The organism is Pseudomonas sp. S2_E01 (genome assembly GCF_054668365.1).
Map to the genome: position 1 here is coordinate 954328 of NZ_CP162762.1, position 15484 is coordinate 969811.

Sequence of the window (15484 nt, forward strand, 5' to 3'; positions counted from 1 at the left end):
ATCAGAGCAACCGGCTTACATGTTCGGGTAAGTCGGGCCGCCGGCACCTTCGGGTGTCACCCAGGTGATGTTCTGTGCAGGGTCCTTGATGTCGCAGGTCTTGCAGTGAACGCAGTTCTGGGCGTTGATCTGGAAGCGCTTCTCGCCGTCTTCCTGAGTCACGACTTCATAAACGCCGGCCGGGCAGTAACGCTGTGCCGGTTCGTCGTACAGCGGCAGGTTCTTGCTCAGCGGAATGCTCGGGTCGGTGAGCTTCAGGTGGCAGGGTTGTTCTTCTTCGTGGTTGGTCCCCGAAATGAACACCGAGCTCAATTTGTCGAAGCTGAGTTTGCCGTCCGGTTTCGGATAGTCGATCTTCTTGCAGTCGGCCGCGAGCTTGAGGCAGGCGTAATCCGGCTTGTTGTCGTGCAGGGTGAACGGCATTTTGCCGCCGAAGATGTTCTGGTCCAGCCAGTTGAAACCACCACCGACGATAGCGCCGAACTTGTGGATCGCCGGGCCGAAGTTGCGGCTGGCGAACAGTTCTTCATGCAGCCAGCTGTTTTTGAACGCGTCGACGTAGGAAGTCAGCTCTTCGCTGCCGTCCTTGTCGGCGAACAGCGCGTCAGCCACCGATTCGGCAGCGAGCATGCCCGACTTCATCGCGGTGTGGCTGCCCTTGATCTTCGCGAAGTTCAGGGTGCCGAGGTCGCAACCGATCAGCGCGCCACCCTTGAAGACCATTTTCGGCAGCGAGTTCAGGCCGCCCTTGCAGATCGCGCGTGCGCCGTAGCTGATGCGCTTGCCGCCTTCCAGGTACTGCTTGAGCACCGGGTGATGCTTGAGGCGCTGGAACTCGTCGAACGGCGACAGGTAGGTGTTGCTGTAGGAAAGGTCGACGATCAGGCCGACGAACACCTGATTGTTTTCCAGGTGATAGAGGAACGAGCCACCGGTGTTCTCGGTGCCCATAATGTCCATTGGCCAACCGGCGGTGTGGACCACCAGGCCTGGCTGGTGCTTGGCCGGGTCGATTTCCCAGATTTCCTTGAGACCAATGCCGTAGTGCTGGGCGTCGGCTTCGGTATCGAGGTTGAAACGCTTGATCAGCTGTTTGCCGATGTGGCCACGGCAACCTTCGGCGAACAGCGTGTATTTGCCACGCAGTTCCATGCCGGGGGTGTACAGGCCTTCTTTGGGATGACCTTCACGGTCGACACCCAGGTCGCCGGTGATGATCCCGCGAACCACGCCGTTTTCGTCAATGAGCGCTTCCTGGGCGGCGAAGCCCGGGTAGATTTCCACGCCCAGGTTCTCGGCCTGCTGGGCGAGCCAGCGGCACAGGTTACCCAGGGAAATGATGTAGTTGCCTTCGTTGTGCATGGTCTTGGGCACAAAGAAGTCAGGAATCTTTTGCGCGCTGTCGGCGTTCTTCAGTACGTAGATATCGTCGCGGGTCACCGGCGTGTTCAGCGGTGCACCGAGTTCTTTCCAGTCCGGGAACAATTCGTTCAGGGCGCGCGGTTCAAACACGGCACCGGACAGGATGTGAGCACCCACTTCAGAGCCTTTTTCGACCACGCAGACGCTGATTTCCTTACCGGCTTCAGCAGCCTTCTGCTTCAACCGGCAGGCGGCGGAAAGACCAGCGGGGCCGGCACCGACGATGACCACGTCGAATTCCATGTATTCGCGTTCCACAGGTTTTCTCCTACTCAAGGCTCAACGGTTTTTTTCTATTTGGAGGTTTGGTGTCGCATCCATGAATCCCTGCGTGAACGGGGAAGAGGACAATCGATGAGCCACCTTTCTCTCTGGGTGGCGCATTATATCTACACCACTCTCAGCGTCCAATACAAACGTTTGTTTGAAATGGCTCAAAGCCAGATAAATCAAAGTCACGCGGCTTATGAACGGCTATTTTGCCGTATTGACCGGAATAGGCGTTCCGGTCAAGATACGGTCGGTTTTGCGCTCGCCGTAGGCTGACCGGTGGTTTCAAGAGCACCCCTAAAGACAGGGCGATGGCAGTAGAAGGTGATGCAAGGCGTGGGGTTATCCGCGCAGTTTACACGCCGTGTAATGCGATGACCGAGTAGTCACCCCTGACGAACGGTCATCAACATCATGAGCGTCCATCACTTGACACACAGGCCGGCGTTTTTGGAGGTGCCCTTGCGCCCGATGAGCATCAACCGCCAGGTACGCCCAGGCGACTTTCTTTTCACCGGAGAGTAACGAGGAATCCATGAAGGTTCTTGTAGCTGTCAAACGCGTTGTGGATTACAACGTCAAGGTCCGCGTCAAGGCGGACAATTCCGGCGTCGACCTCGCCAACGTGAAGATGTCGATGAACCCATTCTGCGAAATCGCAGTGGAAGAAGCCGTACGCCTGAAAGAAAAAGGCGTTGCGACTGAAATCGTCGTCGTCTCCGTCGGACCGTCCACCGCTCAGGAGCAGCTGCGCACCGCACTGGCTCTGGGTGCCGACCGCGCCATCCTCGTCGAATCCGCTGAAGATCTGACATCCCTGGCCGTCGCCAAACTGTTGAAGGCCGTTGTCGACAAGGAGCAGCCGCAACTGGTGATCCTGGGCAAGCAAGCCATCGACAGCGACAACAACCAGACTGGCCAGATGCTGGCTGCACTGAGCGGCTACGGTCAGGGCACCTTCGCATCCAAGGTCGAAGTGTCTGGCGACAGCGTTGCCGTGACTCGCGAAATCGATGGCGGCGCGCAGACCGTTTCGTTGAAGCTGCCGGCCATCGTCACCACCGACCTGCGTTTGAACGAGCCGCGCTATGCGTCCCTGCCAAACATCATGAAAGCCAAGAAGAAGCCTCTCGAGACGCTGACTCCGGACGCTTTGGGCGTTTCCACCGCCTCCACCAACAAGACCGTAAAAGTCGAAGCGCCTGCGGCACGCAGCGCAGGCATCAAGGTCAAGTCGGTGGCTGAACTGGTCGAGAAACTGAAAAACGAAGCGAAGGTAATCTAACAATGACTATCTTGGTAATCGCTGAACACGACGGTAAAGCCCTGGCTCCGGCCACGCTGAACACCGTAGCTGCCGCCGCCAAAATCGGTGGCGACATCCACGTTCTGGTCGCTGGCCAGGGCGCTGGCGCCGTGGCCGAAGCCGCCGCGAAAATCGCTGGCGTGAGCAAGGTCCTGAATGCTGATAACGCGGCCTACGCGCACCAGCTGCCAGAAAACGTTGCTCCGCTGGTTGCAGAGTTGGGCAAAAGCTACAGTCACATCCTGGCTGCCGCGACTTCCAACGGCAAAAACATCCTGCCGCGCGTTGCCGCTGCACTGGACGTTGACCAGATCTCCGAGATCATCTCGGTAGAAAGCGCCGACACCTTCAAGCGTCCGATCTACGCGGGTAACGCCATCGCTACCGTGCAATCGAACGCTGCGATCAAGGTGATCACCGTACGTGCCACCGGTTTCGACCCGGTTGCCGCCGAAGGTGGTTCGGCTGCCGTTGAAGCCGTCGCTGCGGCTCACGACGCTGGTATCTCCAGCTTCGTTGGTGAGGAACTGGCCAAGTCCGATCGTCCGGAACTGACCGCTGCCAAGATCGTCGTTTCCGGCGGCCGTGGCATGCAGAACGGTGACAACTTCAAGCACTTGTACGCCCTGGCCGACAAGCTGGGCGCTGCCGTCGGTGCCTCGCGTGCCGCGGTCGACGCAGGTTTCGTACCCAACGACATGCAGGTCGGCCAGACCGGCAAGATCGTTGCGCCACAGCTGTACGTCGCGGTCGGTATCTCCGGCGCGATCCAGCACCTGGCCGGCATGAAAGACTCCAAAGTGATCGTTGCGATCAACAAGGACGAAGAAGCGCCGATCTTCCAGGTGGCCGATTACGGCCTGGTGGCAGACCTGTTCGAAGCCATCCCCGAGTTCGAGAAGCTGGTCTAATCCAGCCGCTTGACCTATAAAGAGCCCGACCTTTTGGTCGGGCTTTTTTTTGCTTTCGATTTTTCTGCCCCCCTGTAGGAGCGAGCTTGCTCGCGATGGTTGTCAACGAAAACGCTGGGCGCCTGACACCCCGCGGTGCTCTGTCGTCCATCGCGAGCAAGCTCGCTCCTACAGGGGGGATTACGGGAGGTGTATGAATCTGCGTCTGATATTGAGTGCGCTGGCGCTGTTGCCGGGCCTGTCCGTCGCCGCCGGCAAGTGCGAGCGCTTGGTGGTCACCGGTAGCCCGGATGCGCCGCCGTACCTTTGGCAGGACCCGCAAAATCCCAAGCACCTGATCGGGGCCAGTGCCGATCTGCTGCAGCAAGTGGCAGGGGAGTTGGGGATCAAGGTCGAGTTGCTCTATGCCGGTAAACGCGCCCAAGCCCTGGAAGAGGTGCGCAGTGGACGCATGGACATGCTGGCAGACGCGCCGTTGACGCTCAGTGAACTGCAAAGCCTGGACTACATCCATCCGCCATTGCTGGAAAACGATTACCTGGTTTGGACACGCAAGGACTCGGCGCTGGTTTACAACGACGCGCATGACCTTCACGGCCACCCTGGTGCACTGTCGGAAAAGTCCCGGATTACGTCGGCATTCAGCCTGTTCGCCGAGCAACAACTGGCCCTCGTTCGTACAGCCAACCTGACGCAGGCGTTCCAGAAACTGCTGCTGGGCGAGGTGGAATATGTACTGGCAGGGCGTTACTCAGGCATGGCCGCCGTGCAGGCATTGGGCATGGCCAACGACTTGGTGGCGCGAGCCCAACCGGTGGATAAACCGGGCCTGTACCTGGCGATATCCCATAATTCGGCCTGTAACGATCCGTGGTTGCGCGGACAGCTGGCCAAAAAGATGACAGAATTGCCCGCGTCCGGACTGGCCGAGGCCGCGCTGTTGCGCAATATCGAGCGTTGGAAAACCCAACTCTCCCAACCCCAACAGCCCCCCGCCGGTGCCCCAAAACAGTAGGGATTTTTAGTGAGTATTCGACCTCTTTTCGCTGCCTTGGCCGTAATGGCCCTGGCGGGGTGTGCAGCCGATCCGGCGCCCAATGAACAGTTCCGCCTGACCGAGCAGGCACTGGTACAAGCCAAGGCCGTAGGGGCCACCGCCGACGAAGTGCCGGAAATGAAACTGGCCGAAGACAAGTTCAGTCGCGCTCAGGGCGATATGGCCGATCAATCCTACAAACATGCGCGGATGCGGGCTGAACAGGCCGAGCTGGACGCACGCCTGGCCGAAGCCAAGGTGCTGACGCTCAAGAGCGAAGAGCAATTGAAGGTGCTCAACAGCCGCATTACCCGACTGCGCAAGCAAGTGGGGGATGCCCAATGAATCTCGATTCCAGGATTGTCGGGGCCCTGATCCTCGCCGGCTGCGCCAGTCTGTACGGCTGTGCCGGTCAACGCAGCGAAACTGCGTTGCAGGATGCCGGTGCCGATTTCCAGAAGGTCAAGGAAGATGCCAACGTGTTGCGCATCGCCCCCAAGGACGTGATTCGCGCCGGCGAATCCCTGGCGCGTGCCGACCGCCTGTCCAGTTACTGGGGCAGCGGTTCAGACGTGGTGCATTACGCCTACCTGAGTCGCCGCTACAGCGAAATCGCCCGGGAGCACACCAATCTGGTGCTCAATGAAGAGCGTGCGGCCAAGCTCGAGCTGGAGCGACAGCGCCTGCAACTGGCTTTGCGCGAATCCAAGCTGCTCAGCGTGCAGCAGCAGGGCAAGTGGCTGGAAGAACAGATCGTCGCGCTCGCCACCACCCAGACCGATCGCGGCCTGGTGATGACACTCGGCGACATGCTGTTCGATACCGGTGAAGCTGAGCTGAAAAGCTCTGCCAACCGCGTGGTGCTCAAGATTGTCCAGTTCCTGCAGCTCAACCCCAAGCGCGTCGTGCGCATCGAAGGGTACACCGACAGTACCGGCGGCAAGCAGGAAAACCTCAAGCTGTCCCGTGACCGCGCACAGTCGGTGGCGGATGTACTCATGGACCTGGGCATCGACGACAAGCGCATCCAGGTCGAAGGTTACGGCGACGAATACCCGGTGGACGTGAACGCCTCCGAACGGGGCCGCGCGCAGAACCGTCGAGTGGAAATCGTGTTCTCCGACGAAAAAGGCCAGCTCGGCGCCGCCCGCTGAGGGCGGCGTTACTGGAAAACCCGGCCTGCCAGTCAGTGCCGGGTTTTTTTACGCCTGCCAACGGCTCACACTCTTGATGTAAGCAGTACAGATTTTGCTGACACTGCACTGTACTGTCGACTATTGTGGTAACTGTCCCCGTACACTTCTAAACTGTTCCGGTATTGTTTCACACAAGAATAAAATGCCCGTGAAATCGAGTGCTGCGTCATGACCAACCTCTTGCTCTACCAACGTATTGCTCAACAACTGGCCGAAGACATCCGTCGGGGTGTCTATCAACCGGGGGAGCGCGTGCCTTCGGTACGCAAGATGAGCTCGCAGCTCAACGTCAGCCATGCCACTGTGTTGCAGGCTTACGCAAACCTCGAGGATCAGGGGCTGATCCGTGCCCGGCCGCAGTCCGGTTACTACGTGCACCAGACGCCAGCCCTGACGGCGCCGACGCCGGACATCGCACGGGTAGAGCGCCCTGGGCTGGTTACCCGCAGCAGCATCATCCAGCAAGTGTTGGTCGAGTCGCGCCGTGAAGGGGTGTTTCCCCTGGGCGCGGCCGTGCCAAGCGTTGACTATCTGCCCGTTCGCGCATTGCATCAGCAACTGGCCAAAGTCACCCGATTCCATAGTCCGCGGGCGTTCAGCTACATGTTCAGCCCCGGTTTCGAACCGCTGCGCCGCCAAGTGGCAATTCGCATGCGCGATGCGGGCGTGGTGGTCGATCCCTCCGAAGTGGTGATCACCCACGGCTGCGTCGATGCCCTGCAGATGTCCCTGCGCGTGCTGACACGGCCAGGCGATCTGATCGCCGCCGAGTCACCGACTTACTACGGCTTGTTGCAATTGGCCGACCTGCTGGGCCTCAAAGTCATCGAGATCCCCAGTGATCCGGCCACCGGCATGAGCCTGGAAGCCTTGCAGCTGGCGGCCAACCAGTGGTCGATCAAGGCGTTGGTGCTGACCACGCGCCTGGGCAACCCGCTGGGGGGCACGATGCCCGAAGAGCGGCAGAAACAATTGCTGCGCTTGGCCTCGGATTTCGATATCCAGGTGGTCGAAGACGACATCTACGGCGAATTGATGTTCGAACAGGGGCGGACCAAAGCGCTCAAGGCCTACGACCGGCTGGACCGGGTGATCTATTGCTCGAGCTTCTCCAAGACCTTGTCACCGGGGGTGCGCATCGGCTGGATGATCGCCGGCAAGTACCAGCAGGAAATCCAGCGGCTGCAGACGTTCAGTACCCATTCCGCCTGCAGCGTGACGCAGATGGGCATCGCTGCCTATTTGGAAAACGGTGGATACGACAGGCATCTGCGGTTCATCCGCCAGGAATACCGCAAGAATCTCAGCGCCTTCCAGCTCGCGGTGCAGCAGTACTTTCCGGAAGGCACTCAGATGACCCGGCCCACCGGCGGTTTCATTCTATGGGTAAGCCTGCCCGGCAGGGTCAACACGCAGGAACTGCATGTGCGTGCGCTGCAACAAGGCATCAGTATCGCGCCGGGGCTGATTTTCAGTAACACCGAGCAGTTCAACCATTGCATCCGGCTCAACTGCGGTACGCCATGGAATCGTGAGGCGGAACGGGCGTTGATGACCCTGGGCATGTTGGCCACACAACTGTGCCAGGAGACGACTGGCGTCTTTTGATACAAGTCGCCCTCCAGCAAGCTTGTCTTGTTGTGCCCAACGAGCGAGCATATGTCCCTCGCCGATAGTGCCGTGAGCTCCGTTGGGTCCATGAAATCATTGTTTTCCTCTGTATGCCTGGCGGTGTGTCTGGCGCTGATCCTACCGGCGCCAAGCGTCAAGGCGGCTTCAGTGCAGGAAAAACCTGCGGCGAAAGCGGCTGCCAACAAAGCCGCTCCCGTCAAGAAAGCTGTTCCGGCCAAGAAAGCCACACCCGTCAAGAAAGCCGCGCCAGTCACAAAAAATGCGACCAAGGTGAAAAAGCGCGCGCCGATTGTCTCCAAGTCCAAACCCGCGAGCGAAGTCGCGAAGACTGCGCTGCCTTCGGCGAACCTGGATTTGAGTCTGCCCCGGGACATGGTCGAGGAGCTGGATCCGGTCGGCACCGTTGCGCTGCCCAAGCGTCCGGCGGTATTGCCACAAATGTTTGGTGAGAAGGCCTCTCCCTTCCAGCTCAACGGGCGGCTGATCAGCAACGAAATGCAATTGCAACTGCGTAACGAAGAGCGCCGTGAGGTGGACGGCGCCGCGCTGGAGTTCGAATTCAAGCGCTGATTCGCAGGCGCTTTGTCGCAGACTGGTCAGTCACGCCCGTTTGCGCGTAAAAACTCGCGGCCAGTAATTTAAAACAACTGTTTTAGTCGTTATTCTGTGGCCGTCCAATCACACATCGCCCGTCGCGAGGAACCCTTCGTCATGAACTGCCGTGAAGGCTGTGGCGCCTGCTGCATTGCCCCTTCCATCAGCTCCCCGATTCCCGGCATGCCCCATGGCAAAGCCGCAGGAGAACGTTGCGCGCAGCTGTCTGTCGAAAACCTGTGCGCTATTTTCGGCCAACCGGAGCGTCCTGCCGTGTGCTCGGGCTTCAAGGCCGACGTCGAGGTTTGCGGCGCCAGCAGCGAAGAGGCGATCAGGTTGCTGGGCTGGTGGGAGCAGATGACGGCGGCGTGATGTGTTTACGAACGGAACTTCAACAATAAGGAATAAGACTATGAGTTCGCTGCATCGAATGGCTGTGCTGTGTGGGTTGACGCTGATGCTGGCGACCAGTGTCTCCCAGGCCGAAGACTGGAAAGTGGCCAAGAATGAGGACGGTATCAAGGTGTCCTTGACTGAAGTGGCCGGCTCCGATTACAAGGCCTATCAGGGGGTCACCCTGATGAAAACCACCGTGGCCAAGTTGCGCGCCTTGCAGGATGACGTGGCAGGTGCCTGCGCCTGGATTCACGAGTGCAAACTGCAGAAACTGCTCAAGCACGAAGGGAACCAGAGCTGGACCTACAGCCAGTTCAATACGCCATGGCCGGTGACCCCGCGTGATTCGGTGCTGCATGTCACCACCACCGAAGGCGCCGACGGCAGCCTGACCCGTAAACTCGAAGGCGTACCGAACTACATTCCAGAGGAGAAGGGTTTCGTGCGGGTGGCCAAGATCGACGGTTTCTGGAAGTTCGTTCCCAAGGGTGATCAGGTCGAAGTGACCTATCAGGTCCACACGGAGCCGGGCGGCAGCGTGCCGTCGATGGTTGCCAACAAGTTCGTGGTGGATGCGCCGTTCAATACCCTGAAGGCTTTGAAGGCCAAGGCCGAGAAGTAAAAAAACGCCCCATTCAGATCGTTCATTTTACGGTAGGAGCGAGCTTGCTCGCGATTCGGTGGGTCAGGGAGCAAATATGCAAGCTGATACGCAGAATCGCGACCCAGCTCGCTCCTACAGACAGCGCACTTTATTTTGTTTCTCAATATGCGTTGAACGAAATTTTCACAAAGTCTCCAAGACAATCCGCCCGCGTAACTGTGCCGCTCACTAATCAATGGCAATGCCACGATTGATCGTGCAACATTTGCGCACCGCGCAAACCCCGGGGCCGAGAATTGGCCAACAGAGGGCTGGGCGCAGCTGCCTTTTGCAACTTTAACTTCCAAGGGTCCTAAAACGACATGGCAATCCCGGACGCCCTTAATCAGCAGCGAGCTTCTAGTCGCCTGCTGCAACCCACCGTCAAATCCCACCTGGCCTACACGCTGCTGTGCGCCCTGGTCATGATGGTCATGTTCAGCCTGCTGCGCCTGGCGCTGCTGGTCTACAACAGCGCGATGATCCTCGACACACCGGCCTCGACCTTTGCCGAGGCGTTCGCCAACGGCCTGCGCTTCGACCTGCGCCTGGTGGTCTACCTCATCATTCCATTGGTACTGGCCCTGTTCAGTACCCGGGCGATGGCCGCACGTGGGTTCTTCCGACTGTGGCTGACCATCGCATCGAGCATCGCGCTGTTCCTTGGCCTGATGGAGATGGACTTCTATCGCGAGTTCCACCAACGTCTCAACGGCCTGGTTTTCCAGTACGTGAAGGAAGACCCGAAAACCGTGATGAGCATGCTCTGGTACGGTTTCCCGGTGGTTCGCTACCTGCTGGCCTGGGCCGTGGGTACCTTGATCCTGACCCTGGCATTCAAGGGTGCCGACCGTGCAACCCGGCCACGCGGGCCGTTCAGCGGTGGCAGCATCGGTGCCCGTCAGGTCGCCCCGTGGTACATGCGGGCAGTGGTTTTCGTGGTCTGCCTGCTGATCTGCGTGGTCGCGGCTCGCGGCACCCTGCGTCAGGGGCCACCGCTGCGCTGGGGTGACGTCTACACCACCGATTCGAACTTCGCCAACCAGTTGGGCCTCAACGGCACGCTCTCCTTGATTGCCGCGGCCAAGAGCCGGTTTTCTGAAGATCGCGACAACATCTGGAAAGCCACCATTGAGCAACCCGTCGCCCAGCAGACCGTACGCGACATGCTGCTGACGCCGAGTGACAAGCTGGTCGATGCCGAGACCGCCGCCGTTCGCCGCACCTATTCGCCGAACGCCGACAAGACCCTGCCGATCAAGAACGTCGTGGTCATCCTGATGGAAAGCTTCGCCGGTCACTCGGTCGGCGCGCTGGGCCGTCCGGGCAACATCACGCCTTACTTTGACAAGCTGTCGAAAGAAGGCCTGTTGTTCGACCGTTTCTTCTCCAACGGCACGCACACCCACCAGGGCATGTTCGCCACCATGGCCTGCTTCCCGAACCTGCCCGGGTTCGAGTATCTGATGCAGACACCGGAAGGCAGCCACAAGCTGTCCGGCCTGCCGCAATTGCTCAGTGCCCGCGATTACGACGACGTGTATGTCTACAACGGTGATTTTGCCTGGGACAACCAGTCGGGCTTCTTCAGCAACCAGGGCATGACCAACTTCATCGGGCGTAATGACTTCGTCAACCCGGTGTTCTCCGACCCGACCTGGGGCGTGTCCGACCAGGACATGTTCAACCGTGGCCTGGAGGAGTTGAAAGCTCGCGACGGTAAGGACAAGAAGCCGTTCTATGCCTTGTTGCAAACCCTGTCCAACCACACGCCGTACGCCTTGCCGACGCCGTTGCCGGTAGAACGTGTCACTGACCGCGGCAGCCTCAACGAGCATCTGACCGCCATGCGCTACTCCGACTGGGCGCTGGGTCAGTTCTTCGAGAAGGCACGCAAGGAGCCGTACTTCAAGGAAACGCTGTTCGTGATCGTCGGCGACCACGGTTTCGGCAACGAGCAGCAGATCACTGAAATGGACCTGGGTCGTTTCAACGTGCCGATGTTGTTGATCGGGCCAGGCGTGCAGGACAAGTTCGGCCAGGTTGACCACACCGTGGGCACCCAGATCGACATCGTGCCGACCATCATGGGGCGCATCGGTGGCGACGTGCTTCACCAGTGCTGGGGTCGCGACTTGCTGAACCTGCCGGAAGGCGACAAGGGCTTCGGCGTGATCAAGCCGTCGGGCAGCGACCAGACGGTTGCCTTGCTCACCGCCGATCGCGTGTTGGTGCTGCCAAAGGAAATGCCGCCCAAACTGTACCACTACGAGCTGGGCGCCAATCCGAAAGGTGAGATGATCCCCGCGTCGGAAGACGAAGCGGCCCTGCGGCAGAAACTTGAGTCGTTCATCCAGACCGCGACCAAGAGCCTGATCGACAACACCGCTGGTGTGGTCCACGGCGTACCGGAATAAGTTATAGACGCAATGAAAAAGAGGCCCTTCGCAGGGCCTCTTTTTTTTGCCTTTTTTTCGCTTGTTGTTGCTTTATATCTTGCCGAGTAACAGCAGGATCAGCAGCACTACCAACACTACGCCAATGATACCCGACGGGCCGTAACCCCAACTTCTTGAGTGAGGGAATACCGGCAGACCGCCTACCAGCAGGAGAATCAGAATAATGATTAAGATTGTGCCCATGTCTATTTCCTTGTGGGAAGCATTCTGGAATTACCTGGCGCTAAATAGTCAGCTGGATTGCTATAAACCCAAGCTGCTTACCAAGTCCGACTCTTGCACTTGAAAGAAAATTCCATGTTTTTTTAATGTTTTTTGCGAGTTCGCTTATTTCTTTTCAATGGGCAACTTGTCGTGCCCCTGTCCAGGGTTTGTTCGGGCTATTCAGCAATCTGATGGAGCGTGGGTCGGTCAGGGTCCTTCGCTACACTCAGGCATCTTCCTCGGGAACAACAAGGCTGTTTGCTATGCAAAATCGCATGATGATCACTGGCGCGGGCTCGGGCCTGGGTCGCGAAATCGCGCTGCGCTGGGCGCGTGAAGGCTGGCAACTGGCCTTGTCGGATGTCAGCGAACCTGGTTTGCAGGAAACCCTGAAACTCGTTCGCGAAGCCGGTGGCGACGGATTCATACAGCGCTGCGATGTGCGTGACTACAGTCAACTGACAGCGTTTGCCCAGACCTGTGAAGTGAAATTCGGTGGCATCGACGTCATCGTCAACAATGCCGGTGTCGCCTCAGGTGGCTTTTTCAGCGAGCTGTCGCTGGAAGACTGGGACTGGCAGATCGCGATCAACCTGATGGGGGTGGTCAAAGGCTGCAAGGCCTTCCTGCCGCTGTTGGAAAAAAGCAAAGGCAGGATCATCAACATCGCGTCGATGGCCGCCTTGATGCAGGGCCCGGCCATGAGCAACTACAACGTCGCCAAGGCCGGTGTCGTGGCGTTGTCCGAAAGCCTTCTGGTGGAGCTGGCGCAGCAGGAAGTCGGTGTGCATGTGGTGTGTCCTTCATTCTTCCAGACCAACTTGCTGGACTCATTCCGTGGCCCCACCCCGGCGATGAAAGCCCAGGTCGGCAAACTGTTGGAAAGTTCGCCCATTACCGCTTCGGATATTGCCGATTACATTTATCGGCAGGTTGAGGCGGGTGAGTTCATGATCCTGCCCCACGAGCAGGGGCGCATGGCTTGGGCGCTCAAGCAGAAAAACCCGCAGCTGCTTTACGATGAAATGACTGCAATGGCCGATAAAATGCGCGCCAAGGCCAAACAAACCGCCGGTTGAACTTGCCCCAACGAAACGTCGTCGTTAGGGTGGCCGCCATTGGTCAACCTAACGAGACACCTGGCATGCTCAATTACCTGTGGTTCTTTCTTGCCGCGCTGTTTGAAATCGCCGGCTGCTTTGCTTTCTGGATGTGGTTGCGCCAGGGCAAGAGTGTCTGGTGGGTGGTCCCGGCGCTGCTCAGCCTGACCCTGTTCGCGCTGTTGCTGACCCGTGTCGAAGCAACCTATGCAGGGCGCGCCTACGCTGCCTACGGCGGCATTTACATCATTGCGTCGATTGGCTGGCTGGCGGTGGTCGAGCGAATTCGTCCGTTGGGCTCGGACTGGATTGGCGTTGCGTTGTGCGTGATCGGTGCGAGTGTCATCCTGTTTGGCCCGCGCTTCACCGCTTCCTGACGTTTCGCCCAGCTTTGTCGGACGTTTCCTAGGGAGTCGTACGTTTAGCCTTGTAGGGCGAGACTGTTTTTCCCCCACTGCATTGAAGGGCCGCTACGCACCGTGCATCTTCAGGGCTCGATAACCCTGAAGGACGAATGCCATGCTTGTACTCAGCCGCGTTGTGGGTGAAATGATTTCTATCGGTGACACCATCTCCCTCCGTGTTGTAGCCGTCAACGGCAACAACGTGCGTTTTGGCATCGAAGCTCCAAAAAGTGTCACCGTGCACCGGGCGGAGGTGCACAGACGTATCCAGGCCAAACTGGCGAAAAACGAGGCCACCTGACGCTGTCAGTCGAACAGATGCTTGGGCACGTCGTGCTTGAGCATCAGTTGGCATTGCTCGCTTTCCGGATCGAAGACGATCAGCGCCTGGCCCTTGGTCAACGCCTGGCGAACTCGCAGTACGCGGGTCTCCAGCGGCGTGTCGTCGCCATTGTCCGTGCCGTCGCGGGTCACGAAGTCTTCGATCAAGCGGGTCAGGGTATCGACTTCGAGTTGGTCGTGGGGGATCAGCATAGGCACCTCGGCTAAACAATGGCGCGATGCTACGGTGAATGGCGGGTTGCGGCTAGCCCGGGATGATGGGGTACCGGGTGAATGGCTATCGCGAGCAAGCCCGCTTCTACAGGTTCACCGCAACCCCTGTAGGAGCGGGCTTGCCCGCGATAGAGCCAGGTCAGGCAACCCAAATGTCAGATCAACCCTCCGACCGCTGCCCCACCAGACTGTCCACCGACGGCACCCGCGTATCGCTTTCCATCTGCGTGTCATGTTCGATTTGATGGCTGAAGCGATCCAGCGAGCCCTTGGCCGGTTGGGCATCGCTGGCGAACACCGGCGGGCTGAGGATGTAGGCGCCGAGCAGGCGACTGAGCGCTGCCAGGCTGTCGATGTGCGTACGTTCGTAACCGTGAGTCGCGTCGCAGCCAAAGGCGAGCAGGGCGGTGCGGATGTCGTGGCCGGCGGTGACGGCCGAGTGGGCATCGCTGAAGTAATAGCGGAACAGGTCACGGCGCACGGGCAACTCGTTGTCGCTGGCCAGCCGTAGCAGGTGGCGGGACAAATGGTAATCGTAGGGGCCGCCGGAGTCCTGCATCGCCACGCTGACGGCGTGCTCGCTGGAATGCTGGCCCAGGGCGACCGGCGCGATGTCGATCCCGACGAATTCGCTGACGTCCCAGGGCAACGCCGCCGCCGCGCCACTGCCGGTTTCCTCAGTGATGGTGAACAACGGATGACAATCGATCATCGGTTCCTCGCCGCTGTCGACGATGGCCTTGAGCGCCGCCAGTAACGCTGCAACACCGGCTTTATCATCGAGGTGGCGAGCGCTGATGTGGCCACTTTCGGTGAACTCCGGCAGCGGATCGAACGCCACGAAATCGCCGACGCTGATGCCCAGCGAATCGCAGTCGGCACGTGTCGCGCAGTAGGCGTCAAGGCGCAGTTCAACGTGGTCCCAACTGATCGGCATCTCATCGATGGCCGTATTGAACGCATGCCCCGACGCCATCAGTGGCAACACGCTGCCACGGATCACGCCGTTATCGGTAAACAGGCTGACGCGGCTGCCCTCGGCGAATCGGCTGGACCAGCAGCCCACCGGGGCGAGGGTCAGGCGACCATTGTCCTTCACCGCGCGGACGGCGGCGCCGATGGTGTCCAGGTGAGCGGAAACGGCGCGGTCGGGGCTGTTTTTCTTACCCTTGACCGTGGCGCGGATGGTACCGCGTCGGGTCATTTCGAAAGGGATGCCCAGTTCTTCGAGGCGCTCGGCAACGTAGCGCACGATGGTGTCGGTGAAGCCGGTCGGGCTCGGTATGGCGAGCATTTCCAGCAAGACTTTTTGCAGGTAATTGAGATCCGGTTCGGGGGTTTTGTGGGTCATGGAAA

17 protein-coding genes are annotated in these 15484 nt (G+C 59.3%); 13 read left to right on the top strand and 4 right to left on the bottom strand.

The annotated features are described in order from the left end of the window. Positions 1–15 precede the first annotated feature (15 nt). On the bottom strand, positions 16–1680 hold the full coding sequence (locus AB4O36_RS04525) for an electron transfer flavoprotein-ubiquinone oxidoreductase (RefSeq protein ID WP_460141136.1): 1665 nt from the start codon (positions 1678–1680) through the stop codon (positions 16–18). A 547-nt stretch (positions 1681–2227) separates the two neighbouring features. Here AB4O36_RS04525 and AB4O36_RS04530 point away from each other — a divergent pair. The 10 genes from AB4O36_RS04530 to AB4O36_RS04575 all read left to right on the top strand — a co-directional run bounded on the left by AB4O36_RS04530 (position 2228) and on the right by AB4O36_RS04575 (position 11823). Next, entirely contained in the window at positions 2228–2977 is a 750-nt protein-coding gene (locus AB4O36_RS04530; protein ID WP_192306085.1) for an electron transfer flavoprotein subunit beta/FixA family protein, read from the top strand. Between the two features lie 2 nt (positions 2978–2979). Then, positions 2980–3909, top strand: coding sequence for an electron transfer flavoprotein subunit alpha/FixB family protein (locus tag AB4O36_RS04535; RefSeq protein WP_460141137.1), 930 nt, complete (start codon positions 2980–2982; stop codon positions 3907–3909). A 193-nt stretch (positions 3910–4102) separates the two neighbouring features. Further along, positions 4103–4924, top strand: coding sequence for a substrate-binding periplasmic protein (locus AB4O36_RS04540; protein WP_460121987.1), 822 nt, complete (start codon positions 4103–4105; stop codon positions 4922–4924). Positions 4925–4933: 9 nt separating this feature from the next. Beyond that, positions 4934–5290 (top strand): DUF4398 domain-containing protein, encoded by a 357-nt coding sequence (locus AB4O36_RS04545; RefSeq protein WP_460121989.1) that lies wholly within the window; start codon positions 4934–4936, stop codon positions 5288–5290. Continuing rightward, positions 5287–6099, top strand: a complete 813-nt coding sequence (locus AB4O36_RS04550) for an OmpA family protein (protein WP_460121990.1) — start codon at positions 5287–5289, stop codon at positions 6097–6099. The genes AB4O36_RS04545 and AB4O36_RS04550 overlap by 4 nt, the downstream gene beginning before the upstream one ends. 210 nt (positions 6100–6309) lie before the next feature. After that, positions 6310–7749 carry an aminotransferase-like domain-containing protein gene (locus tag AB4O36_RS04555; protein WP_460121992.1) on the top strand — a complete coding sequence of 480 codons (1440 nt, stop codon included), beginning with the start codon at positions 6310–6312 and terminating at the stop codon, positions 7747–7749. A 90-nt stretch (positions 7750–7839) separates the two neighbouring features. Beyond that, positions 7840–8343, top strand: a complete 504-nt coding sequence (locus AB4O36_RS04560; RefSeq protein ID WP_460141138.1) for a translation initiation factor 2 — start codon at positions 7840–7842, stop codon at positions 8341–8343. A gap of 141 nt (positions 8344–8484) precedes the next feature. Beyond that, a complete protein-coding gene (locus tag AB4O36_RS04565; protein ID WP_460121996.1) occupies positions 8485–8739 on the top strand; it encodes a YkgJ family cysteine cluster protein in 255 nt (84 codons plus the stop codon). A gap of 40 nt (positions 8740–8779) precedes the next feature. Further along, complete coding sequence (locus AB4O36_RS04570) at positions 8780–9385, top strand: START domain-containing protein (RefSeq protein ID WP_460141139.1); 606 nt, start codon at positions 8780–8782, stop codon at positions 9383–9385. A 344-nt stretch (positions 9386–9729) separates the two neighbouring features. Then, entirely contained in the window at positions 9730–11823 is a 2094-nt protein-coding gene (locus AB4O36_RS04575; protein ID WP_460141140.1) for an LTA synthase family protein, read from the top strand. 72 nt (positions 11824–11895) lie between these two features. On the opposite strand, the gene AB4O36_RS04580 is transcribed toward AB4O36_RS04575, so the two are convergent. After that, complete coding sequence (locus AB4O36_RS04580; RefSeq protein ID WP_174602692.1) at positions 11896–12054, bottom strand: DUF3309 family protein; 159 nt, start codon at positions 12052–12054, stop codon at positions 11896–11898. 278 nt (positions 12055–12332) lie between these two features. Here AB4O36_RS04580 and AB4O36_RS04585 point away from each other — a divergent pair, with 278 nt between their 5' ends. From AB4O36_RS04585 to csrA, 3 genes are all read left to right on the top strand, one after another. Then, complete coding sequence (locus AB4O36_RS04585) at positions 12333–13148, top strand: SDR family oxidoreductase (protein WP_460122002.1); 816 nt, start codon at positions 12333–12335, stop codon at positions 13146–13148. A 65-nt stretch (positions 13149–13213) separates the two neighbouring features. Further along, positions 13214–13546 (top strand): YnfA family protein, encoded by a 333-nt coding sequence (locus tag AB4O36_RS04590; protein WP_460122004.1) that lies wholly within the window; start codon positions 13214–13216, stop codon positions 13544–13546. A gap of 142 nt (positions 13547–13688) precedes the next feature. Next, positions 13689–13874 carry a carbon storage regulator CsrA gene (gene csrA / locus AB4O36_RS04595; RefSeq protein WP_460122006.1) on the top strand — a complete coding sequence of 62 codons (186 nt, stop codon included), beginning with the start codon at positions 13689–13691 and terminating at the stop codon, positions 13872–13874. A gap of 5 nt (positions 13875–13879) precedes the next feature. On the opposite strand, the gene AB4O36_RS04600 is transcribed toward csrA, so the two are convergent. Further along, positions 13880–14107: a YheU family protein gene (locus AB4O36_RS04600; protein ID WP_003199186.1), complete on the bottom strand. Its 228-nt coding sequence runs from the start codon at positions 14105–14107 to the stop codon at positions 13880–13882. A gap of 181 nt (positions 14108–14288) precedes the next feature. Further along, positions 14289–15479, bottom strand: coding sequence for an osmoprotectant NAGGN system M42 family peptidase (locus tag AB4O36_RS04605; protein WP_460122007.1), 1191 nt, complete (start codon positions 15477–15479; stop codon positions 14289–14291). Positions 15480–15484: the final 5 nt, after the last annotated feature.